This window comes from Desulfogranum aggregans (assembly GCF_055398265.1).
Genome location: NZ_AP042447.1, coordinates 119,252 through 142,664 on the forward strand (window position 1 = coordinate 119,252; position 23,413 = coordinate 142,664).

Here is a 23,413-nt window from a genome sequence, read left to right on the forward strand (position 1 = left end):
CCTGCCGCAATCCTTTGTTAAACTCCCCTTTTCTATAATGAAAAAAAAGGAGGTTGGCCAGCAGTAAGTTGTTATTTTTTCCTGAAATATAAGCCACTGCCCACTGTAGCTGGAAGAGAATCCGGCCACATGGTTTACCGACCTGGTTGTAGTTCGTGATATGTACCTGGTGAAGATTTACCATTTTCCAGGAAAAGGACTGAGCGCCGTACTGGGGAGTACGGCTGAGGAGCCCTTTTTCACCTGCATGCCTTCCATTATGCAGGTTTTAAGATTGTTATTTAAACTTTACTTTGCTGAATAAAATTTATTTTTACTTACTATTTTGTTTGCAAAAAACATCAATTTCTTTTATGCAATCCCCTGGACCCCCCGGTGGGGAGGGGCGCCTCGTAGTATTTCCGCCCATCTTCAGGGAGTTAATTCGGACCGTTCGCTCGGTTGGCTTCAGGTGATTTTTTAGTGGGAGTAAAGGGTGAGACGATCAACTGAGCGTTGAAAACCAGTACTGTTAACCTTTTTAAATGAACACAAGAGGATTCCGTGCCGATGCAAACACAGACCTATAATGTCCTCACCATCCTTAAGGAAAATCTGCAGCAAAGCCATCCGCAGTTGGTTCCTTCCTCCACTATTGCCAACCAATTGCAGGTTGAATTGCCTGCACTGAAACAGGCGCTTAAGAGGTTGGAAGGCATAGGCGTTATTGAGACCGATCCTGATCAGGAGTTCAATCTTATTACCCCGAAAGGGTTGCTATGGCTTGGTGAGTATAACCCTCTGCTACAAGGTGAAAAGCAGGCGTTTGCCACCCCGTGGGGAGCAACGGAAGAGGAGCTCGCCGACAGGCTGTATAATACCACGCCCATCTGATTCTAGGTCCAACTGTACGTATTGTTTTTTCTTTCCCTATCCCCCAGGCCAGCCCCTCGAAATTGGTAGCTTTTACCTTGACATCTGTCGGTAAAGGCGGAGAGAAATCAAGGTAGCTATTGAAAAAAAGCCCTCTCCCTTTATGACGGGAGAGGGCTTTTTTTGGAAGTATCCATCGTTTTTCTTTTTTGTTGCTGCATGTTTTCAGGAAAAAAAGTCTTGTTCAACAGGGCATATGGAGGGGAGCGGTTTCTCCGCTCTGCAAGAAAGGATACCCCCTGTTGGGTTCTTGTTTTGCGTTCCATGAAACATTTGCTAGTATTCCAGACGCTACTCCCAACACTCCTACAACTATTGACCAGAAAATACATACTATGGAAAGTACTGGAAACAAGCAACTGGACACCCTGCTCGGTGGATTGCGAACAGGGGATAATGTGGTCTGGCATGATGAGTCCGGGAGCCTTGCTCCAGCTTTTTTCTTCACCTTCATGCGATCTTCTTTTGACGATGGAAACCATATAGTCTACGTGAGTTTTGACAGGTCTCCAAAAAATTTGCTCTCTACTCTTGGGAAACTGGCTGAAAACAGTTTGTTGACTATTCTCGACTGCTTTACCTATGGGAAAGGAGGAGGGAGCGACCTTTTTTTGAAATTTTATCAAAACGCTCAACCCTGGACCCAGTGTAAAGTGATCCCTGTCAAGAAACCCGAGAGTCCTGAAGCACTTGCCGATACATTAGGGACGGTCTACGGGATGTGCGGGGGCAGGGTGAATTATATATTCGAAAGCCTCACCGGTATTCAGGATTTGTGGGAAAGCGAGGAAAAAACCTTGAAGTTTTATACCCGAACCTGTCCAAAACTTTACGAGCTCAATACTATCGCCTATTGGGAGCTGGAGTATAAAGCACACAGCAGCAGGCTCATCTCCGGTGTCAGCCAGATAGCACAGGTGGTTATGGAGTTGAGCGTAAAGAGGGGCCAGAACTATCTCACTGTAAAAAAAGCCGAGGGAAGAAACCATAAAAGTGCCAATACTGCCCACGGTTACTGGATGAATGACGGGGTCCCGGCATTTGATCGAAAACGTGGAGGAATGGGGGGGAAAGTAGACTTAGGAAGGCGGATTAAAGCATGCAGGACCAGTAAAGGGATGGCACAGACCGCGCTGGCAAAGCAGGTAGGCGTGACCCCCAGTACCATATCGCAAGTTGAAAGTGGCCAGATCTATCCCTCGATACCAGCCTTACTCAAAATAAGCGAATTGCTTTCAGTGGATATGGCTTCTTTTTTCGGAGGGGATGATAAAGCTGGAGAGCGGATTTTTTATCCTCAAGCCGAAGCCTCAGAGATCACTATTCCCGGAATCACCGGCAAGGGGATCGTGGTAAAGGCACTCATGCCGAGAGAAAGGGCCGATGGATTTGAGCCCTATATAGTTGAATTTGAACCAGGAGCAGCCTGTAAAACACATTTTTTGCATCACAAGGGAAGTGAGTTCGGCTTCCTTCTTTTCGGAAGCCTTCTCCTGCAATATGGAAGCGAGGATGAAAAAGAGCTGGAGGAGGGTACTCTTGTCAATCTGAGCTACGATATGCCTGGCGGATGGAAAAACAATTCAAGCAATATCGCTAGGCTATTGTGGGTAAGGATAAAAAAATAACCTGCGAGCGTGCCGAGAGCGGCAGCTCGCAGGAAACCAAACGCGCTTAGAGCTAAAAGGTGTTGAGAATTCTCATGGCCGATTCATTGTTGACCTCGGTCATGAACGGGATGCCCGTTTCTTTGGCAGTTTCCCTGTTGCCTGCAATGAGATCTTCCCGTGAAATTTCATTCAGGTTGAATTTTCGTGCTCCAGCCATCAGTTGCTGGAGCCCGCATCCCAGTTTATCCGCCATAGTCCAGAAGGCGATGGCTCCGTAAGGAATATTTTTCATTTCCTCCTTGCCTACAACTTTTTCCACGTCGTGGTAACAGGCAAAGATTTCTTCTGCCGAAGAACCGATTTTGCTTACTGTGGAAGGGAGTTTGTCCCAGTTGCCATGGACCTTTTCTCTATTTTCGGGCTTGAGTACGCCTTCAATATTTGATCCGAGAAATCCTGGGATCATGATGCCGCGGCCCATGCAGATTAACTTGGCATATGGCGCGCCTAGAGCAAGGCCTTTGAAGATGCTGTCTTCATAAGAGAATCCGCCGGCAAAAGAAAGGTCAACCACTTTCTGTCCTTTCGCGGCAAGTACAGAGGCATATTCATATGCTTTGGCGTGGAGGTGAACCGATGGAATCCCCCAACTCTGCATCATGTTCCAGGGGCTCATGCCGGTACCACCGCCAGAACCGTCGATGGTGAGCAGGTCGAGTTTGGCGTCGGTGGCGAATTTGATCGCCATTGCAAGCTCTTCCATACCGTAGGAACCTGTTTTGAGGGATATTCTCTTGAAACCGAGGCTGCGCAGGTAGTCTACGCTTTTCATGAAATCTTCCTTCACATCAGCGACAGATGCCAGGTTGGTGGCGCCGAGGCGAGAGTGACGGGCAAAGGCCTTTACTGCACCGGCTTTGTAGGCGTCCTGCACTTCGGGAAGCAGAGGGTTGGGGTCGACAACATAGCCCCTCTTTTTGAGGAACATGGCGTAGTCAAGGCTCCTGACCTGGATCTCCCCACCTATATCCTTTGCTCCCTGACCCCATTTCAACTCAATTATGCAATTATCTCCATATTTTTCAGCAACATAGTTGGCTACTCCATTCCGGGTGTCCTCCACGTTGAGCTGAATGATAATGGCACCATAGCCGTTGTAGTAACGAAGATAGGTCTCTATTCTGCGGTCGAGTTCCGGGGCCTTGGTGATTTTACCATTGCTCATCTCTGATTGCTTATCAACGCCGACAACGTTTTCACCAACCACTACAGGGATGCCGACCAGCGAGCATCCGACGGCGAATGAATCCCAGTATTTGGCAGCGATAAAGGTGGAGCCAAGGGCTCCGGTCATGAGCGGGATTTTACACTTGGTTTTGATCTCGTTGCCAAATTCAGTTTCCAAACTGACGTTGGGAAAGATACAGTCGTCCGGATCGGAGGAAAGGGTTTGATGGAGTCCTTTGGAACCGTAGGCGTGGCCTTGGATTCTCAGGGAATTGTAAGAGACGCCGACATGGGTGGTGTTATTTGCGCCGGCAGTTACTAAACCGAAATCTCTGGGGTATAGTAGTTTTCTGCCGAGCATCCCGGAGAGCCAAGTTTCGCATTTGCCCTGGCAGTCGGCTCGGCATAGGGTGCAAAGTCCTGATTCAGCAGAGTTGCCGCGATTTACTGTTCCAAGAACGTCGTTTGCTTTTGAAAAACGCATGTGCCTGATGCTCCTTGTATCTGTATAGGCCTGGTGGTTGAGGGGCCTCCGGATAACAAGAAGTCCTGGCGAAAAAAAACACGGGCTCCCTGTGGTTATCCGAATAGAGACGCCCTTGTCTTTACAAACTATACGTCGGCATACGCCATTGTATGCCGGTGTACCTGAGTAGTGAGGATTACGTGTCGGCCTATTATTAGCAAAACTGAAAATTTGTCAATATTTTTTTGAATTAATAAAAAAAGACATGGGCGGGAGGCATAAAATAGAGAGAGGGGCTGAAGAAAAGGAAGAACGGAAGGGCACTGTACGTAAGAAATATTGGGGGGATGCTGCCGCGATCGATAGTTGAGGATGCTTTATTGAGAGAGTTCTTCGGACAAAATTAATGCTTCGGCAATCTCACCCATGGAGCGTCTGGAATCCATACTTTTTTTCTGAATCCAGCGAAAGGCTTCAGTACTACTAATATTTTTTCTGGCAATTATGATTTCTTTTGCTTTTTCAACCAGCTTTCGTGTTCGAAGCTGTTCTTTTGCTTTTCGGGCATCCACTGCCAGTTTGGTAGTATGTATGGCCAGTGCAGCCTGGTTGGCCACAGTGGAGATCAGGTTAATTTCAGATTCCGAAAAATCATGGGGTCTGTCGGTGAAACAGTTGAGTACTCCGACGACATTGTCGTTGCCTACGGTAAGAGGGACACCGGCCATGGAAACAAGTCCCAGTTTTCTGGCCATTTCTTTTTCCTTGAACAGATCATCTGCTAAAACATCCCTTACCACCAATGGATGACCACAGGCTACAACCTTACCAACAACCCCTTCATCAAGGTGAAGCATCCTATCTTGGACATAATCCCTGTCGATAGCCTGGGTTGTTTTCAGCCTGATTATCTTTTTCCCATTCATCGTTTCAACCAGCCATAGCGAGCAGATTTCAACTCCAGTAACCTGCGCAGTAACCATGACTATGAATTTGAGGACATCCTCAAGATAGTGGTCAGAGATAACCGCCTGGCTGATCTCCATAAGAGCTTTGAAATATTTTTCGTATAATTCCGGTGAGCTATTCTGCATAATGCCGACCTGCAATATGAATGACACATAGACCGTACACACGTGTATCGTGTGTACGGGGATGCAATAATAGAGGTATGGCCGATTGCGGCCTCTAGTTTTGAGCAGTACAGGAGGTGTGCTGAACCAAATGCCAGATGATGGAGAGAGTCTGATCCCCATTTGATGGACGCAATAGGAACAAATGGCAAGTGGTTCGCCCGGCGCGAGACCGGTGCCTGGCTTCTATGTATGTTTTTCACCTATACCTCAGATAAGCGGCAAATCATACCATGTAGCCGTTTTACACTGCAACGAAAAGCTGTGGATACCCATTGACTTCAGGGCGGTTTCAGGCCAACAATGGTGATTGCTGCACTCTTTTGCACAATAGCTTTCCCCTGGAGTCTGCCTGTGCCATTCATATTCTGAAACACATCCTTTAAGCAGACAGCGCGTGGGCAACAGTAGGAAAGAGTATCTGTGGAGAACGTGAGGCGAGCGAGTGTTTTTCCTGCCGCTAAAAGTGAACGAGGGGTTTTTCCATGCTAGCTCCTTTGCATGGAGGGGAATGCGACAATGTGGTAAGTTACGGAGTATGGACGTCAACGCCAGCGGTAGAAGCACCAAGTTTTATCTGGTTGTTTTTCTTTATTCTATCGAAACGCCAAATGAAGAATGAACTTCGAGGAACGTGCACAATGGGAATGCTACGAATGGTTGAAAAAGGTGGAAACTATGCCCAGCATCTTGATTTACCTGCCTTTTACATGAATGATTTTTCAGTTATTGGATTGGTTGTCGGCGGGCTGCAGCAGGCAACAGATGTGCTTGCGAAAAATGGAATTGCAGTAGAGCAGAGCGATGCGGCAACCGTGGTAACCTTTCACGATGAAGAAGAAATGCACGCTATTCTCTCAGCACTGTCCACCGAGCAGGTGGATTATAGCCTCTCAGACCTGGTCAGCTGTGCCTACCAGGGATGATGACCTGACGTCCACCAGTTGGGTGGAACGGTATTCTCAGAAGGTGTAGCACCACAACCGGCAGTGGGGTGGCTGTGTGGTATTGCGAGCAGGGAATGTCCCCTTTTTCTCACAGGAAATTCTTGCCTGGAAGACGGGATACGACTATAACAGTTCTTTCTTTTCGACGCGGAGAGTTCTATGACAAGAAAAGCAAAAGAGGAGCAGCATGCCGTTGAGGTGGTCTGCCCTAAATGCCGTCAGACACAGATAGTCTATTTTCCCAAAGAGCCCATGCCCGTGTGTCAAAAGTGCAGGGTAGAAATGGTGCTCAAAGAGATACTAACCGAAGGAAAATACAGCTGACCAAGGGAAGCTGGCAATCGGTGGGCTGTCAACGGTCTGCACAATCACCCTGTATCTGCAAGGAGAAAAAATGATGAGAGGAATGAAGTACGCGATTGTGGCGCTGATCAGCGTGTTGGCTATGGTTGCCAGTGCGGTTGCCGCTGATATTGATTTGGCCAGCAAATCAACCATTGAATCTATCTTAAAGCGCGGGGAACTGCGTTGCGGCATCGACTCGGGATATATGCCCTTTGAGATGACCGATAAAAGTGGAAAATTTGTCGGGTTTGAGATTGACCTCGGCCGTGAGTTGGCCAAGGCTATGGGCGTGAAATACGTTCCGGTTAATATGGCGTTTGACGGGATCATACCCGCTCTGCTTACCGATAAAATTGACATCATCACCGCCGGGATGACTGTCACCCAGGAACGTAACCTGAAAGTCAACTTTGTTGAACCGTTTATCGTCATCGGGCAGACCGCGATGGTCAGCACCAAGAATAGGGGCAAGGTTGAATCCTATCGCGACCTGAATAACCCTATGTATACCGTGGTTTCCAAGCTTGGAACAACCGGAGAAATGGCGGCAAAACGTTATCTTCCCAAAGCGAACTATAAGTCCTTTGAAACCGAGACCGACGCAGCGCTTGAAGTACTCAATGGCAAGGCCGACGCAATGATCTACGATTTGCCGTTTACCTCTATTTTCACTGCCGAGCAGGGCGGTGAAAAACTGTTTTTACTGAAAAAGCCATTTACCTTTGAGCCGCTTGCCTGGGGAATTCGCAAAGGCGATCCTGATTTTATCAATTTCCTCAATAACTTCATGCACCAGATCAAAAATGACGGTCGCTATGAAAAGCTGTACCACAAGTGGTTCGAAAGCACTGAGTGGCGTAAAAACATCCAGTAAAGTATTTTTCTTACAACCGGGAGGGGGCGCCCTCCCGGTTTCCTTACTTATTCAGCGGTATCCTCCATGTTTGATTCCACGGCTCGTGCACAGAGAGCGAGACAATACAATTTGTTCTGGTATGTTGTTTACGGGTTCATCGTTGTCGGCGTATTAGGCGGACTGTATGCAGCAACCCTGCAGGTCGACTATGTCTGGCGATGGAACCGGATACCCAAGTATTTTTATTACGAAGAACAGATTGATATTCTTACCGAGATAGAGGGCTACGTCAGTTCTATCACTGTCAACGGTGATACTGCTCAGGTTGTGGTTTCAGGGGACGATAATATCACCGAATCTTACGCAGTACCGGCGAAAGGGCTGGCGGTTGGTGAAAGTGCTACGGTATTTATGGGCGATGTCCTTGCCACGGAAACCAGATGGCAGGCAGGACTGTTGATGGTCGGCCTGTGGATAACCCTGAAGGTGAGTTTCATCGCCATTATTTTCGCGATCATTCTTGGTCTGCTCACTGGACTGGCTCGTATTTCCCAAAATCCTGCCCTGCGGATGTCGGCCATTACCTACATCGAACTGATCCGCGGCTCCCCGCTCCTGGTGCAGATTTTCATCTGGTATTTTGTTCTGGGCACCCTGATCAATTCGTTGCTGGGGACATACGGCCTTGGACAGATTGCGCCGTTGTGGTTCGGGGTGGCTTCATTGGCCATTTTTGCCGGCGCCTATGTTGCCGAGATTGTCCGGGCAGGGATTCAGTCTATCCACCCGGGGCAAATGGAAGCCGCCCGATCACTGGGGATGTCGAAATATCGGGCCATGCGCCACATTATCCTGCCGCAGGCATTCCGCAGGATTCTGCCACCGCTTGCCGGACAGTTTATCAGTATGATAAAGGACTCCTCACTCCTGGGAGTGATTGCCATCCGGGATCTGACCAAGGCGACCAGAGAAGCGGTAACCACCAGTCTGCAACCGTTTGAGTTGTGGTTCGTTTGTGCGTTGTTGTACCTGGTGCTTACCTTTGCCTTTTCCATGTTTGTCCAATATCTGGAGCGACGTTCTGTTCAGTGATTTCCGGCGGAGAGAATACAACCATGATAGATGTTCAGCATATTTATAAAACGTTTTACACTCCGGCGGAAATTCAGGCGCTGCATGATGTATCGCACATCATCGAGCAGGGACAGGTGGTAGTGGTTATCGGCCCTTCAGGTTCCGGCAAATCCACCTTTCTGCGTTGTCTCAACCGGTTGGAATACCCTGATTCGGGCCATATCTACATCGACGGGGTGGATATTCTTTCGCCTAAGACCGATATCAACCTGGTACGTGAGGAGGTGGGAATGGTGTTCCAGTCGTTTAACCTCTTTCCGCACATGACAGTGATTGAAAACCTCACCATTGCGCAGCAGGTGGTGCGCAAACGTTCAAAAAAAGGAGCGATAGATACCGCTATGGCATTGCTGACCAAAGTCGGCATCCGTGACAAGGCCGGAGTCTACCCGACCCAGCTTTCCGGGGGGCAGCAGCAGCGGGTGGCTATTGCCCGCTCTCTGGCCATGGAGCCGAAAGTGCTCCTTTTTGACGAACCCACCTCTGCACTGGATCCGGAAATGATCGGCGAGGTGCTCGACGTCATGAAAACCCTGGCCATGGAGGGGATGACCATGGTGGTTGTTACCCATGAGATGGGGTTTGCCCGTGAAGTGGCCGATGAGGTGTTGTTCATGGATGAAGGCCGAATCATGGAAAAAGGATCGCCGGAGCATTTTTTCACCAACCCGGAATCCGAAAGGACGCAGCTCTTTCTTAAGCAAATTCTGTAATTTTTCTAGTACATCTAGCAGTGGTTGTGTCATGCAATATCGTTCTTCCTCGGCACCGTGGGTTTCCCTGGGACATTCCCTGTTTTTTTTGTTTCGCTATCCAAAGCTGATTACCGTTTCCACCCTCCTGGTAATGTGTACAGGTCTGCTGACTTGGCTTGGCGTATATGAAAGCCTTCGATTTATCGATATGCTTACCGGAGATTTTTTCGTCCATCCGCCACAAGTTGATCATTTTTGGGGGGTTCCGCTCGTGTGGGGCTGGACTGTGCTGCGCTGGCTGTTTTTGATCGTTTCCCGAATTATTGCCTTCTACCTGGCGTTCCTGCTTGCCTACTGCATTACCTCTCCCGGTTATGTGTTTCTCAGTTTTCTTGCAGGAAACCGGTATACCGGACAGGTCAGGGAAGGTGAGGCCGCCATGACGCCTGGCGGTATCCTCATCGATCTATTTGAAGGCCTCAAGATCGCGTTGCTCGGCATTGTAGTGACCATGGCCGCCCTGGTAGTCAATTTTATTCCGGTTATCGGCCAGGTGGCAGCGTTTCTGATCTATGTTTTCTATTCTACCCTGATGTTTATTGATTTCCCTTCATCCCGCTATCGCTGGAGCCTGGGCCAGAAAATAGCCTGGATTAAACGGCACCATACCCAGGCTTTTCGTTTGGGCCTGCTCCCTGCTGCCATCAGCATGATTCCTTTTTTCAACGTATTATTCATGGCGTTCTTTTTTCCGCTGTTTACCGTGCACACCACCCTTAATTATCTGAGCATAGAAGGTCGGCGGTAGGTTCAGGCCGCTCCGGGCGGCAGGGTTACTCTCGACAAAAGGTGAGAGTGAACCCTGTGAGGATCGCTTGCACAGACACGCAAAAAAAACAGCTATTTGTGCTACGTTGTGGCTCTTGTCTCCCTGGTTGATCAGACTTATTTTTCTTAACAAAGCAATCATTTGGTTCGGCCACAGCAGGTCGTGTATCAGCGTATGTGGAGAGTAGTGGCCGTGCCGAAAAAGGGGGCTGGGCAATATGGCAATTTGCCACAACATATCGCTACCATTGTGGGCCGCAGAGCGGCAATATATGCATGCCGATCGGGTGAGGGTTATTTCCCGACAGTTTTGTATCGGCCGCATTTTCCGCACCACCCTTTGCCACCCCTCCTCTTTCCTTTTTCATTGGTTACCAACAACCATCATCCCCTGTGCTGATCGGAGCTTCAGGCAACGGATGATGGATGGTATGTGGGGAAAAAAGGCGACGGCATTTCCTGTTTCCGGTGAAAGAAGCAGCCCCGGCAAGACAGATGTGCTGCCCTTGTAATGAAAGGACACCTGACGGATAACGACAGCGTTCAACCGTCCGGGACTCGTTAACACTCGTACTGTAACAGTGCAAGGAGGTCGACCATGCAGAACATTTCAAAGATTATTGTGCCGGTAGATTTGCAGCAGCACACAGACAAGTTGGTTGAATATGCCATGGGGGTAGCAGGGGTTCTGAACGCTGAAGTTGCCTTTGTCCATGTGGTAGCGCCGCTTGACAGTTATGCGGGCGTTGTACATCCCTCCTGGGATCAGGTGGAAAAAGAGATGAAAGCCCACGCTGAGAAAAAGGTCGCCGATCTGGTTGCCGATAATGAAGGCAAATGCGGAGGGTGCAGCGGCGAGGTTCGCTACGGGGATGTGGTTGATCACATCCTTGATTTTGCCGAAGAGGCCAAAGGGTCGTTAGTCATCATCGGTACCCACGGCAGAAAGGGTCTGGAAAAAGTAATGCTGGGGAGTGTTGCCAGTGAGGTGGTGAAAAAAGCGCCTTGCCCGACGCTGGTCTTTAACCCCTATAAATGAGGCTAAAGGCAGCTTGCCGCTGTGACCGGGCGCGAAGTTTGTTCGAGCCGTATCAGGCAGATGATGGAATCGGAGGCTACACATGGCAAAAAAAGAGAAAGGTACCGACATCGTAAAAAAAGAGCAAGGTACCGTCGGTGCCCCGTTTGATGAAATGGATCGGTACATGAGCAATTTTTTCCGCCATCCCTTTGGCATGATGCGTCGCGGATGGCCGGATTTTCCATTTCCTGAAATAGGAGAAATGTCACCATCCGTTGATGTCTATGAAGAGAATGAAGAGGTGGTTGTAAAGGCTGAACTGCCGGGAATGAAAAAAGAGGACGTCCATATATCGGTCTCGGAAAAGATGATTACCATTTCCGGAGAAAAGAAGCAGGAGGAGAAGGTCGAGAAAAAGGATTTCCACCAGGTGGAAAGGAGGTATGGTTCTTTTTGTCGCAAACTTCCCCTTCCCGAGAATGTGAAGGTGGAAGATGCCAAGGCTTCCTTTAATGACGGTTTGCTTGAGATCCGTCTTCCTAAAACCAAACCTGCTAAACAGAAAAAAATTACCATTTCCTAACCCAGCAGATAAAGACCCTGTCTTTGTTTCGGTGAGCGGCGTCCACGATGCCGTTCACCTTTTTTTGTCGTTCTTGCAACCCAAGCAGCCGTCCTTTTGGCACATTTTCCCGTTCCCACAGTTTGTTCGCCTCTGCTTTTCCCTACACCTGAAAACCAATGGATACCTGGACTGTGCAACTCGTTGAGGGCGCTTTTATCGAGAAAAATCCTGAAAAATGGGAGAAAACCAGCTGAAGGTTTGCGCAGCTGGTGTAATTTTCATGAAAATTTATGGCGGGTTGCACGCTATCACCTTGCCCCGGGACGCCAAGCGGGTATGATAGAGAGCGGTAGGCAGGCAGCATGATGAAGACGCATTCTGCATCCGGAATACTAAGCCGGTCCGTCGTTGGGTGCTGTGCCGGTGTCTTCGGCAGGTGGATTTTTTGATCAGCAGAGAGGGTGTATGGAGGAGAATACTGGACATTCGCGTCAGTCGGTGGAGCGCTCAGCACTGGTTGTTGCAACCCTGACCTCCTTTATCGGGCCATTCATGATTTCCTCGGTGAATGTCGCCTTGCCGGCAATTGAACGCGATTTTGGTCTGGATGCCATCCAGCTCAGCTGGGTTGCAACCTCCTATTTGCTGGCTATGGCTGTAGCGTTGGTGCCGGCGGGAAAATTGGCCGATATCTATGGCCGCAGGCGTCTTTTCGCTCAAGGCCTTTTCATCTATTTTCTCGGTACCCTGGCAACGATTTTTGCCTCCTCCTACCTGGTCCTTCTCGTGACCCGTATTCTGCAGGGCATCGGCGGCGCCTTGTTTATTGCCACCGGCATGGCGATACTTACCTCTATTTTTCCTCCAGAGCGACGAGGAAGGGTTATCGGTATCTATGTTGCGGCAGTGTATATCGGGCTTTCTGTAGGTCCTTTTTTTGGCGGCATGTTGGTTGAGCACTGGGGATGGCGGTCTATTTTTTTCTGTATGACTCCTGTAACCCTCGGCGCGTTGCTGGTTACGCTCCGGCAACTCAAAGGCGAGTGGTTCGGCGAGCAGGGGCAGCGATTCGATCTGGGGGGCGCGCTTCTTTACGGCACTGCTGTGCTGGCTATGGTCTACGGGGCCACCCGAATCCTTAGCGTTGCAGGGTGCCTGCTCCTGTTAGGCGGTCTGTTGCTTTTTGCATTGTTTTTTCGTCACCAGCTCCGCACCTCCTTTCCTGTGTTTGAAGTCCGTTTACTGATCGAAAATAAAACCTTTGCTTTTTCCAGCCTGGCCGCTCTGTTGAACTATTCTGCGACCTTTGCAGTAACCTTTTTGCTCAGCCTCTATCTCCAGTATCTGAAGGGCATGACACCCCAGGCTGCCGGAACCCTTCTCATGGTTCAGCCACTGACCATGGCGGTTCTTTCGCCATTTTTCGGCAGGCTTTCCGACCGGAATGATCCCCGCTATCTGGCTACAGCCGGCATGACTATTACCGTTATCGGGGTAGCCCTTTTAACCACCCTTACATCGGCAACATCGATAGGCTTCATTATCGCTGATCTGTTCTTTCTCGGTACTGGATTTGCCCTATTCAGCTCTCCCAACATGAGTGCCATTATGGGCGCAGTGGAGCGGCATCATTACGGGGTGGCCTCCGGGGCTGTGGCCACAATGCGCCTGTTTGGCCAGATGTTCAGTATGGCAACGGCAACGGTTGTGTTGTCGGTGATTGTCGGCAACCGGCAGATAGTGCCCGCAACCCATGATCTGTTTCTGCAGAGTATCCATATCTATTACATCCTCTCAGCCCTGTTTTGCTCTGCAGGAATTTATTTTTCCTGGTTTCGCGGTAGTGCCCATACCTCGGGCAACAGCTAACACACAGGTATCACTTGTACTGTCTCCTGGTATTCTCCGCGATCTGAGGGAGCTGTCGTCCATGCAGCGGACACTGCGCCTGGAAGCGGCAGCCGGAAAAAGGGTGGTAGGCGTCAACTGAAACGACGATTTTTTCAACCCTGTACTCCACACATCCGGGCGCAATGGCTAATTTCCCGCATAAGGAGGTAAAGGCGTATGCAATCCCTGAATACCGACCTGGCAGTTATCGGCAATGGCATTGTCGGCGCGGCAACGGCGTTGGAGTTGCAATCGCGTTTTCCCGAGATGGACATCGTGCTTGTGGACAAGGAACAGGACTGCGCTCTCCATCAGACCGGACGTAATTCCGGAGTGGTGCATGCAGGCGTGTACTATGCTCCAGGCAGCTTGAAGGCCCGATTGTGCAAGAAGGGTGCTGCGCTCACCAGGGACTTCTGCCTTCGTCACCGCTTACCTTATGCGCAGTGCGGCAAACTGCTGGTCGCCACCGATGACCTTGAACTGGAGCGTATGGAAGCACTTCGTGAACGGTGCAGGGAAAACGGCATAGCAGTGGAGCCGGTTTCGTGTTCGGGCCTGCGCAAGCGTGAACCAGATATCGTCGGCAAGGGTGCCCTGTTTGTCCCGGCCACGGCAATTACCGACTATGCCCGGATCAACCGTCAGTTGAATGCACTTTTTCAGGAGCAGGGAGGCAAGATCCTTTTTGGAGCAGAGGTAACCGCTATCAGGGAGCAGGAGCGGTCGGTTCATGTAGAGGGGAAAGGGCTTTTGTTGAAGACGCGCTACCTGATTGCCTGCGGTGGACTGATGGCTGACCGGCTGGCCAGGATGGCGGGCCTTGGTCTTGCCTTTCAGATTATTCCCTTTCGCGGAGAATATTACAGGCTCCCTGGTCGATATAATGACCTTATTACTCATCTTATCTACCCCATTCCCGATCCTGCGCTTCCTTTTCTCGGGGTGCACCTGACGCGGATGATCGACGGCTACCTGACCGTTGGGCCCAATGCCGTGCTTGGCTGGAAAAGGGAGGGATATGGGCGGATGAACATAAGCCCGACTGATATTGCCCAGATGGTCTCCTTTCCCGGCTTCTGGCGTGTGATTAGCGCCAACCTGCAAGGCGGGCTGAGGGAAATGACTGATTCCCTTTTCAAGCGCAGGTACCTCAGGCGAGTACAGAAGTACTGCCCCCGGTTGAAGGTCCATGATCTGCTCCCTCACCCTGCAGGGATCAGGGCGCAGGCGGTGATGGCCGATGGCCGTCTGGTGCATGACTTTCTCTTCGCTGAAACCCCGCGATCACTCCATGTCTGCAATGCTCCCTCGCCTGCCGCCACCTCGGCGTTGCCTATCGGCGAGTATCTGGCAGATACCTCGATCGAAAAATTCGGGTTGTAAGGGGCGGATTATGCATGCAAAGAACTTACGATACGGCCGTGCACAAGTTTCGTTAGGATTCCCCCGACAGGTCCAAACGCTGACCATTGCTGACCCCGTCTGCACGGTTGCCAGGGAGGCGTTCGTCGATGATGTGTGCAGGTGCATCGGTGCCGGGAAAATAGACGGACCGGTGGCAATTGTCGTCGCCGACAAGACCAGGTTGTGCGGATATCCGTTGGTGCTTCCCTGGGTGGTGGAAAGTTTACGCCTTCTTGGTGTGGCTGACAGGCAGATCACCTTTTATATCGCCTACGGCACGCATCCCCGGCAAAGCGAAGGAGAATGCATCGCCGCCTATGGAGAGACCTACAGGCAGTTTCACTTTGTCCATCATGACTGTGCCGAGGAAAAAGCGTTCATCTCTCTTGGAGAAACTTCACAGGGTACAGCGGTGAAAGTACGTCGCGACGTAGTGGAGTCCGAATTGATACTCACGGTTGGTGCTGTTTCTCACCATTATTTTGCCGGTTATGGCGGGGGAAGGAAGCTGCTTTTTCCCGGTTTAGGGGAAAAGCGGGCCATCTATGCCAACCATGGACTGTTTTTGGATACAACCGCACCTCGACTGCACCCGGGATGCCGGCCGGGAAATCTCGCGGGTAATCCTCTGGCCGCAGATCTCGAAGAGGCGCACAGGATGTTGCCGGCTTATCGCTCGGTGCATGGAATACTCAACAGCCATGGAGAGCCGGCAGCGTTTTATTGCGGGCGTTCCTATGCGGATTTCTTATCGGTCTGTCGGCAGCTGGACACGTACTACCGGTGGCCTGTCGATCGTCAATTCGACCTCCTGGTTGTCTCTGCCGGCGGGTTCCCCAAGGACATCAACTTCATTCAGACCCATAAATCCATCCATAATACCGCACCATTGGTTCGTGATGGCGGTACCCTCCTTGTCCTGGCTGAATGCCGCGACGGCATAGGCTCATCAACCTTTTTGCCTTACTATCAGATGGGCGGCTGGAAAGAGGCTTTTGCCGAATTGCGAAAAAGCTACAGCGGCAATGGAGGAACCGCCTTGGCCATGATGGAAAAAACATCACGTCTCCGTATAGCCATGGTTACCGAGCTGCCGCTGGATGTGTGTCGGTTGATGCAGGTGGAAAAACTCAGTCTTGGTGAGGCCGCAGCAATGGTCAACAGAGAAACAGGGAGAGTAGGGTGCATCGATAATGGCTCACTGCTGGTGGCTGATCGGCACGCTCTCGATTGATTCCTGTCCTGTCGGTCCCCCACACTGATGCAGGCTTCGGTGATCATGGTGAGAGCCGAATCAGGCCGCGCACACCGGTCGGGTTGCACCGGTTACAGATACTTTTTCTCCAACCGGGATATTCTTGCTTGATGTCTGTTTGTTTTTTAAGCTGTTGAAAGCCTTGTCTCCTACAGACAAGATTTTCGCCGGCCTAAACGGCTTCTTATTTCCCAGAGCATGTTGAGGGTATATGGATACGTTTTTTATTGTTACCGCTTTTGTGCTTGGTTTTGTTGCAAAACAGGTGGGGCTCCCGCCTTTGGTCGGTTTTCTTGCCGGTGGTTTTGTGCTCAACGCTCTGGGGTATACAGCAAGCGACCTGCTCTATCAGCTCTCGGATATTGGCATAATTCTGCTGCTGTTCAGCATTGGTTTAAAGGTGCAGGTTCGCCGGTTGCTGCAGCCCCAGGTCTGGGGTACTGCAACCGTGCATATGGCTTTTACGGTCGTGGTATTGGCTGGTTGCCTGCTGGCCATCAGTCTCACCGGATATGCTTTTTTCAGTTCTCTTGATGTGTCAAAAACATTGCTTCTGGGTTTTGCTCTCAGCTTTTCCAGTACGGTCTTTGCGGTAAAGATCCTTGAAGAAAAGGGCGATTTGACCTCCAATCATGGCCGCCTGGCCATTGGTATATTGATTATGCAGGATCTGTTTGCGGTCCTGTTTATTACCTTCTCCAGTGGTAAATTGCCTTCTCCCCTTGCCCTGGGGCTCCTTGGCCTGCTGCTGCTGAAAAAACCACTGGGGGTTGTTTTGGATCGCAGCGGCCATGGAGAGTTGCTGGTATTACTGGCCTGTATTCTTCCCGTCGCCGGTGCCTCGGTTTTCGAACATGTTGGTCTCAAACCGGACCTGGGAGCGCTTGTACTGGGTATGATCCTTGCCGGTCATCCGAAAACCGATGAACTCGCCAAAGCCATGTTCGGGTTCAAGGATTTGTTTCTGGTCGGTTTCTTTCTCACCATAGGCATGGCTGAGCTGCCAACGCTGCAAATACTGGAGGCAGCCGGTGTGCTGGTCCTGTTTATCCCGTTCAAGGTGGTCCTGTTTTTTTTCCTGCTGACAAGGTTTCGCCTGCGGGCTCGCACCAGCCTGTTTACCACTCTGCATCTGTCCAATTTCAGTGAGTTTGGTTTAATTGTCGGAGCGCTCGGGGTCAAAGAGGGATGGTTAGGCAGTGAATGGCTTATTATCCTGGCGGTGGCGGTCTCGCTCTCCATGGTTATTGCCTCGCCGTTTGGCAATATGGCAGCAAGTATTTATGCCCGCTATCATACTTTTTTCAGCACATTTGAAACCAAAGAACGAATGCCCGACGACAGAGTCATTGATATCGGTGAGGCTACCATCGCCGTTCTGGGGATGGGAAGGGTCGGGCAGGGAGCCTACCAGCACCTGGAGCACCACTATGGAAAACAGGTGGTAGGCGTGGATTTTGACCGCGAACGAGTTGCCGCCCACCTGGAGGCTAATCGTCGGGTCATCCATGGCGATGCTGGCGATTATGATTTCTGGAGCCGCGGCGTGTCACGACCGGAGCAGGTGCGGCTGGTGCTGTTGACCATGTCTCATGCGGCCAACCTGCAGGCTGTCAGAAGACTGCAACAGGTCCCCTTCTCGCTGGCTATCGCAGCTACGGCCCGCTATGCCGATGAGGTAGCCTCGTTGAAAAAAGCAGGGGCTGATCATGTATTCAATCTCTATGCAGAGGCGGGTTCGGGCTTTGCTGATCATGTATGCGAGTTGGAAAAAATAGTCCCATCGACCAAGAGAGGAACGACCTATGATGCAGCCACCTAAAGAACAGACCGGCAGTTTTCTCACCCTGCTGCTGTGCCTTATCGGGCTGATGCTGGCAGCCCCATTTACAGGATCTCGCCAAGATCCGCTGCTGGCGCATCTGGTGACCTCGGCGGTTCTTTTTGCCGGACTCTGGAGCCTGTTTCACAGGCGAAAAGTGCTCGCCGTGGGGGTGTTATTATTTTTACCGTCCCTGGCAGCACGCTGGTCCTATATCTACTGGCCTCGCGATCTCTTTCTGTATGCCATGTCCATCGGAACCGCGCTGTTCATGCTCTTTAATGCCTACGCTATTTTTACCTATATACTTCATCAGCGAAAGCCGCGGCCTGATACCATTTACGGAGGGATCTGCATCTATTTTTTTCTCGGGTTTCTCTGGGCTGAACTCTATGCGCTGACCGAGCTTGTTGTCCCCGGCTCCTTTTCATTTACCGTAGAAGGGCTGTCTTTGGCTTCGATCAAAGCAGAATTGAGTTATTTCAGTTTTGTCACCCTGGCTACTCTGGGGTATGGAGAGGTCACGCCGGTGAGCGATATGGCGCGGACGCTGGCTGTAATGGAGGCCGTCGTGGGGCAGATGTTTGTCGCGGTTTTCATCGCCCGGCTGGTTGGATTTCATCTTGTCGGTTCTCCAGAAAGGAAATGATCTGCACCTGAGACGGCCCGGCAGCTGTCTATTCTTTTTCATTGAGGTGATTCCAGGGGCAGAGACGCCGTTCCAAAAAGTCGAGCAGCAGGTAGAGGGAAAAGCCCAGTAATGCCATACCGGTTATTCCACTGTAGAGACTCACATAGTCTGCTCGCCCCCAGGAGTCCATGATGATATAGCCAAGCCCCCGGGTGGTGGCAAAGGATTCCACAAAAAAAAGGATCGCCACGGCCGTGCCGATGGAAATACGCAGAGCGGTGAGGATTTTCGGCAGGGATGCCGGAAGGATCACATGGAGATAGAGTTGAAGGCGGGTTGCTCCCAGCGTCTGGAGAGAATAGAGGTAATTTTGGTGAATCCCTTTGGCCGCATCCCTGGTTGTGACCAGGATCTGGAAAAAGATGACCAGGGCAATGAGCACGATCTTGGACAGGTTGCCGATACCAAAAAGAATGATCACCAAAGGCAGCAGGACAACATGGGGGATAGGGTAGAGGAGGTATACGAATGGCGAAAGCCTGCGATGCAGGGGAGCCTCACTGCCGATGAGGAGCCCCAGCGGGATGGCTGCCGCGGCGCCGAGAACAACCCCGGCAACAGCGCGCAGGGCGCTGATCGCGATATCGTCAACGATGTTTCCCTGAAAGAGCTTGGAGAAAAAATCACTCAGCACCTGCCACGGCTGGGGCAGGGCTATCGAGTTAAGCAACAGGGCCGTTCCTTCCCAGAGCAGGAGCAGGAGCATGGCTGCCAGAACGATGTCGCGCTTAACCAACATTGCACTCTTCCGTGAGCTGTGAGCGCAACATGGTGCAGCGTTCGAAAAAGAGGCGGCTGGTTCGGTAGTCGACGTCGCCTGCTTCCCTGTTGTCCATGGTTGCCGCTATGAATCCCGGGCTGCCGCTCAGGACGATGATCCGTCGCCCGAGAAAAACCGCCTCTTCGATGGAGTGAGTGACAATCACCGGAGTGATGGCTTTTTCCTGCCAGATGGTGAGGATAAGGTTCTGCAGTCGTTCCCTGGTGAGCGCATCAAGGGAGGACAATGGTTCATCCATCAGCAGGATATCGGGCTCAATGACCAGTGCCCTTGCTATAGCGACCCGCTGCTGCATACCGCCGGAAAGTTGTCCCGGGTAGTACGAACTGAAAGCGGACAGACCCATTTCCTCCAGCACGTCTTCAACCCTGGGTTTGATGAGCTGGTGAGCCAGTTTTTGTACCACCAGCCCGAGGGCAATGTTCCCGTAAACGGTTTTCCAGGGCAATAACCCGTAATTTTGCAAGATGGTACCGCATCTGGCTCCGGCGCCAGTGATTATTTTCCCCTGGTTGGGTTGAAGCAGGCCGGCAAGAAGAAACAGCAGGGTTGTTTTCCCGCACCCGGAAGGGCCGATGATGGCGCAACTGTCCCCAGGCTGGAGCTCAAAAGAAATATTTTCAAGTATCTGGTGTTCTTTTCCTGGTTTTCCATAGCGGAAAGCAAGGTTGCTGACCCTGATCATACACCCTTACCGGAAGATTTCGGTGGCCACGATGTGTTCATAGGCAATCGGCTCTACCAGCTCTTTGGCCACCATCCACTCGATGACCGGGGTAAACAGTTCGCGGGGGTAGGCGATTGGTTCGGGATAGCCAGGAATCGGGTAAGAGCTGGCCAGCTGAGGTGGAATCCTTCCTTTTTCCACAAACAGGGAACGAAATCGTTCCGGATCGCTGTTAATCATCCTCACTGCTTCCCCATAGGCAGCGAAAAAGCCGGATATCTCTTGCCTGCGTTGCTCAAGCACCTGATTGCGGAATACGATTACGGTCTGAGACAGACTTTGCTCGACCTGGGCATCGGATAGCAGCCTGCGTGCGCCCCGGCCCTCTGCTACCGAGGCGAGCGGCTCGGGAAGGGTGGCTGCCTGGACGGAGCCGGAGAGGAGCATCTGCATGCGGATGGGCATTTTTTTGATTTCTATTTTGTGTATTTCCTCCGCTGTAAAGCCCTGGGAGGCAAGCAATCGGTCGGTTACATATTCGATAATGGTTGCTGTGGAAACGGCGATTTCCACATTTTTCAATGCTTCTACGCTGGTGATGTCAGAACCTGGAGCAGCAAGTATGGCAAAGACACCCTCTTCCGGAGCAGCGCCCAGGCAGAGAGAGGTGATGCTGATGAAATTTCGGCCTCGGTCAAGGTGGATGGCACCGACAGGATCGTCTATGGCACCGTCAATAGCGCCGGCAGTCAGGGCGCTGTCCCGTTCCAAAGCACTTAGAAAAGGTACCAGTTCCACCCGGACGCCATTGCTGGCGTACAGGCCCTGCTCTTGGGCCACGTAAAAGGGGACCACGTCTTCGATGAGCAGCGTGCCAATTTTTAAGGGTGGGGCCCCCTGTACAGGAGCAGCCGCCAGAAGAAAAAGTAAAAGAAAAATAATTCGTTGCATATCGCTCACCCTCCGGTCAGTTGGGTTTTCGGCTCTGCGGTGTCTGCCAACCAGAGCAGTATGGTATGGATAAAGACCAGCATAGATCACTGAATCAAGGAAAATGGAAAAATACAGGCGGCAACGGTACGCTTCCAGCTGAACTTCCCCCTACGTGGCACTCAACACAACAGACTACCACGATTGCCTGGAGTTGTGGAGCTGAAAACAACGTGGGTGCGTGCTGTTTTTTCTATAGTGGAATTGCGGGTTGCGGGGTGTATTTTTGCAGAGGAAGACGAAAAATACGGACCACATGGTTGGACACATATCCCGGCACTGTCTGCTCGCCGGCAAGACGCGCTCGGAGAGATTCTCTCTTGCGACCGTCTTTATGCATTGTCCGTCTGTGCATCCAGTAGCTCACGGATGGTGAGGGCAAGTAAGCGGCTGTTCACTGGCTTCATCAGAAATTTACTGATACCAAGTTGTTGAGCTTCATTTTCTGCAATGACGGCACTGTAGCCGGTGGAGAGAATGATCGGGAGATCTGAGCGAATCCGCAGCATTGCCGTTGCCAGGTCTATTCCTGTCAGGCCCGGCATGGTTTGATCGGTTACAACAAGGTCATAGGCGTATGGATTGGCTTGAAAGGCTGCAAGTGCCTGTTGGCCGTTGGTCACCGCAGTAACCGAATACCCCAGCCTTTCAAGGATCTCCTTATACATCAAGGCTATGGTTTCCTCGTCATCAATCACCAGAATGCGTTCACTGCCGAGGGGAAGCGTATCCAGGCGTGCCGATTCCTTATGGAGGGGCAACGGATTGTCTCCGGAAGGCAAAAAATACACATGAAAGACGGTTCCTTTGTTCTGTTCACTTTCAACATGAATAAAACCACCAAATGCTTTGACAATGCCATGGACAACCGACAAACCCAGTCCAATACCCATGTTGATTTCTTTAGTGGAAAAGTAAGGATCAAAAATACGGCTGATTATCCGGGGGTCGATGCCGCAGCCGGTATCTCCTACACGTAGTTCAACATACGCCCCCTCTGGAACACCGGGCTTATTCCTGGTGTCGGCAGCTGTCAGCTTTACTGCGTGCAATTGGATAGTGATGATACCTTTCTCCTCATGCATGGCGTGTACAGCATTGGTGCAGAGGTTGATGAGAGTTTGATGAATACCGGTTGGGTTGGCGAGGATGGGGCCACACTCCGGATCAATCTTTTCTCGTATTTCAACGGTGGCAGGAAGCGTTGAATGAAGCAGCCTGACGGCTTCCCTGACCACCGAGACAGGGTCCGTGGGGTAAGTGGTATTCTGCTCTTTCCTGCTGAAGGTTAAGATTTGCTGAACCAATTCCTTAGCTCTTTCGCTCCCCTGGAGAATTGGCTCCAGGTATTTATTGATTTCGCTGTTTTTCGGGAGACCCCGTTTGAGGAGGTCGGTATACCCGATGATGGATGTGAGTATATTGTTGAAATCATGAGCAATGCCTCCGGCAAGGGTGCCAATGGCTTCCATTTTCTGTGCCTGGAGAAGCTGGTTCTGTAGCTGGTTTCGTTCTTGCTCGGCTTGTTTTTGTTTGGTGATGTCGCGTCCGACGCCGATGATTTCAATCACCTCTCCCTGGGCATCGACCACGGCTGTATCCGCCCATGCAAACCATCTCCAGCCATCCCTCGTCATGGCACGCTGTTCCATGTAGGCCGTGTATGGCGGCTGAAATAATGCCTCCATGGCCTTTGCCGTGGATTCCTGATCCTCTTCGTGCACGAGCGGCATGAATGTTTTACCGAGTAATTGCTCTTCCTCCATGCCAAAGGTTGTGCAATAGGATGGACTGACAAAGAGAAACTGTCCTTCAAGGTTCACTTTGACTATCATATCTGTCTGATTTTCAACCAGAAGCCTGTAGTTTTCTTCTCTTTTCCGTAAGGCCTTTGTTGATATATCGATCCTTTTTTTCAGGCGATTGATAAGGAAGAAAAGGAGCACAGAGGTTACCACAATGAAAAACAATCCCTTGAAGATCGAGTACTTCATTATGGTGTCGGGGTCGTGGAGAAACCAGTTGAGTACGGTATCTGAAAAGAGAATCCAGATGGTTGCGATTGCGGCATACACGCCGACGATCAGCGAGATCTCTTGTTTATTTTTCATCTGGGAAAGCCATGATGACCTTTAGTTTTGTTACATACAGGGGGAAAAATTAAAACGCCT

21 protein-coding genes are annotated in these 23,413 nt (G+C 50.9%); 15 read left to right on the top strand and 6 right to left on the bottom strand.

Annotated elements, in window-relative coordinates; all coding sequences use genetic code 11:
* Nucleotides 1–543 precede the first annotated feature (543 nt).
* Together ACZ52Z_RS00540 and ACZ52Z_RS00545 are read left to right on the top strand one after the other, a co-directional pair.
* Entirely contained in the window at nucleotides 544–873 is a 330-nt protein-coding gene (locus tag ACZ52Z_RS00540) for a helix-turn-helix domain-containing protein (protein WP_464268813.1), read from the top strand.
* Nucleotides 874–1,247: 374 nt separating this feature from the next.
* Nucleotides 1,248–2,540, top strand: coding sequence for a helix-turn-helix domain-containing protein (locus tag ACZ52Z_RS00545; protein WP_464268814.1), 1,293 nt, complete (start codon nucleotides 1,248–1,250; stop codon nucleotides 2,538–2,540).
* Between the two features lie 52 nt (nucleotides 2,541–2,592).
* Here ACZ52Z_RS00545 and ACZ52Z_RS00550 read toward each other — a convergent pair whose 3' ends face one another.
* Both ACZ52Z_RS00550 and ACZ52Z_RS00555 read right to left on the bottom strand, forming a co-directional pair.
* Nucleotides 2,593–4,233 (bottom strand): glutamate synthase-related protein, encoded by a 1,641-nt coding sequence (locus tag ACZ52Z_RS00550; protein WP_464268815.1) that lies wholly within the window; start codon nucleotides 4,231–4,233, stop codon nucleotides 2,593–2,595.
* A 359-nt stretch (nucleotides 4,234–4,592) separates the two neighbouring features.
* On the bottom strand, nucleotides 4,593–5,309 hold the full coding sequence (locus ACZ52Z_RS00555) for a GAF domain-containing protein (RefSeq protein ID WP_464268816.1): 717 nt from the start codon (nucleotides 5,307–5,309) through the stop codon (nucleotides 4,593–4,595).
* Nucleotides 5,310–5,989: 680 nt separating this feature from the next.
* Between ACZ52Z_RS00555 and ACZ52Z_RS00560 the strand changes: the two genes are divergently transcribed.
* The 13 genes from ACZ52Z_RS00560 to ACZ52Z_RS00620 all read left to right on the top strand — a co-directional run bounded on the left by ACZ52Z_RS00560 (nucleotide 5,990) and on the right by ACZ52Z_RS00620 (nucleotide 18,762).
* Nucleotides 5,990–6,274 carry a hypothetical protein gene (locus ACZ52Z_RS00560; protein ID WP_464268817.1) on the top strand — a complete coding sequence of 95 codons (285 nt, stop codon included), beginning with the start codon at nucleotides 5,990–5,992 and terminating at the stop codon, nucleotides 6,272–6,274.
* A gap of 180 nt (nucleotides 6,275–6,454) precedes the next feature.
* Nucleotides 6,455–6,619 carry a hypothetical protein gene (locus ACZ52Z_RS00565; protein ID WP_464268818.1) on the top strand — a complete coding sequence of 55 codons (165 nt, stop codon included), beginning with the start codon at nucleotides 6,455–6,457 and terminating at the stop codon, nucleotides 6,617–6,619.
* Nucleotides 6,620–6,692: 73 nt separating this feature from the next.
* Entirely contained in the window at nucleotides 6,693–7,514 is an 822-nt protein-coding gene (locus tag ACZ52Z_RS00570) for a transporter substrate-binding domain-containing protein (RefSeq protein WP_464270739.1), read from the top strand.
* Nucleotides 7,515–7,580: 66 nt separating this feature from the next.
* A complete protein-coding gene (locus tag ACZ52Z_RS00575) occupies nucleotides 7,581–8,588 on the top strand; it encodes an amino acid ABC transporter permease (protein WP_464268819.1) in 1,008 nt (335 codons plus the stop codon).
* A gap of 23 nt (nucleotides 8,589–8,611) precedes the next feature.
* Nucleotides 8,612–9,343 (top strand): amino acid ABC transporter ATP-binding protein, encoded by a 732-nt coding sequence (locus tag ACZ52Z_RS00580; RefSeq protein WP_464268820.1) that lies wholly within the window; start codon nucleotides 8,612–8,614, stop codon nucleotides 9,341–9,343.
* A 31-nt stretch (nucleotides 9,344–9,374) separates the two neighbouring features.
* Nucleotides 9,375–10,133: an EI24 domain-containing protein gene (locus ACZ52Z_RS00585; protein WP_464268821.1), complete on the top strand. Its 759-nt coding sequence runs from the start codon at nucleotides 9,375–9,377 to the stop codon at nucleotides 10,131–10,133.
* A gap of 618 nt (nucleotides 10,134–10,751) precedes the next feature.
* On the top strand, nucleotides 10,752–11,192 hold the full coding sequence (locus tag ACZ52Z_RS00590) for a universal stress protein (protein WP_464268822.1): 441 nt from the start codon (nucleotides 10,752–10,754) through the stop codon (nucleotides 11,190–11,192).
* Nucleotides 11,193–11,274: 82 nt separating this feature from the next.
* Complete coding sequence (locus ACZ52Z_RS00595) at nucleotides 11,275–11,757, top strand: Hsp20/alpha crystallin family protein (RefSeq protein ID WP_464268823.1); 483 nt, start codon at nucleotides 11,275–11,277, stop codon at nucleotides 11,755–11,757.
* Nucleotides 11,758–12,204: 447 nt separating this feature from the next.
* Nucleotides 12,205–13,608 carry an MFS transporter gene (locus tag ACZ52Z_RS00600; protein ID WP_464268824.1) on the top strand — a complete coding sequence of 468 codons (1,404 nt, stop codon included), beginning with the start codon at nucleotides 12,205–12,207 and terminating at the stop codon, nucleotides 13,606–13,608.
* Nucleotides 13,609–13,806: 198 nt separating this feature from the next.
* Complete coding sequence (gene lhgO / locus ACZ52Z_RS00605) at nucleotides 13,807–15,015, top strand: L-2-hydroxyglutarate oxidase (RefSeq protein ID WP_464268825.1); 1,209 nt, start codon at nucleotides 13,807–13,809, stop codon at nucleotides 15,013–15,015.
* A gap of 10 nt (nucleotides 15,016–15,025) precedes the next feature.
* Nucleotides 15,026–16,270, top strand: coding sequence for a lactate racemase domain-containing protein (locus tag ACZ52Z_RS00610; protein WP_464268826.1), 1,245 nt, complete (start codon nucleotides 15,026–15,028; stop codon nucleotides 16,268–16,270).
* Between the two features lie 232 nt (nucleotides 16,271–16,502).
* The gene (locus ACZ52Z_RS00615) at nucleotides 16,503–18,113 is read left to right on the top strand and encodes a cation:proton antiporter domain-containing protein (protein WP_464268827.1); all 1,611 of its coding nucleotides are present in this window, start codon (nucleotides 16,503–16,505) and stop codon (nucleotides 18,111–18,113) included.
* Entirely contained in the window at nucleotides 18,097–18,762 is a 666-nt protein-coding gene (locus tag ACZ52Z_RS00620; protein ID WP_464268828.1) for a potassium channel family protein, read from the top strand. Before ACZ52Z_RS00615 ends, ACZ52Z_RS00620 begins: the two co-directional genes overlap by 17 nt.
* A 28-nt stretch (nucleotides 18,763–18,790) precedes the next feature.
* On the opposite strand, the gene ACZ52Z_RS00625 is transcribed toward ACZ52Z_RS00620, so the two are convergent.
* From ACZ52Z_RS00625 to ACZ52Z_RS00640, 4 genes are all read right to left on the bottom strand, one after another.
* Nucleotides 18,791–19,543 carry an ABC transporter permease gene (locus ACZ52Z_RS00625; protein WP_464268829.1) on the bottom strand — a complete coding sequence of 251 codons (753 nt, stop codon included), beginning with the start codon at nucleotides 19,541–19,543 and terminating at the stop codon, nucleotides 18,791–18,793.
* Nucleotides 19,533–20,270, bottom strand: a complete 738-nt coding sequence (locus tag ACZ52Z_RS00630; RefSeq protein ID WP_464268830.1) for an ABC transporter ATP-binding protein — start codon at nucleotides 20,268–20,270, stop codon at nucleotides 19,533–19,535. The genes ACZ52Z_RS00625 and ACZ52Z_RS00630 overlap by 11 nt, the downstream gene beginning before the upstream one ends.
* A 6-nt stretch (nucleotides 20,271–20,276) precedes the next feature.
* Nucleotides 20,277–21,203 carry a MetQ/NlpA family ABC transporter substrate-binding protein gene (locus tag ACZ52Z_RS00635; protein WP_464268831.1) on the bottom strand — a complete coding sequence of 309 codons (927 nt, stop codon included), beginning with the start codon at nucleotides 21,201–21,203 and terminating at the stop codon, nucleotides 20,277–20,279.
* Nucleotides 21,204–21,574: 371 nt separating this feature from the next.
* Nucleotides 21,575–23,353, bottom strand: a complete 1,779-nt coding sequence (locus tag ACZ52Z_RS00640; protein WP_464268832.1) for a hybrid sensor histidine kinase/response regulator — start codon at nucleotides 23,351–23,353, stop codon at nucleotides 21,575–21,577.
* Nucleotides 23,354–23,413: the final 60 nt, after the last annotated feature.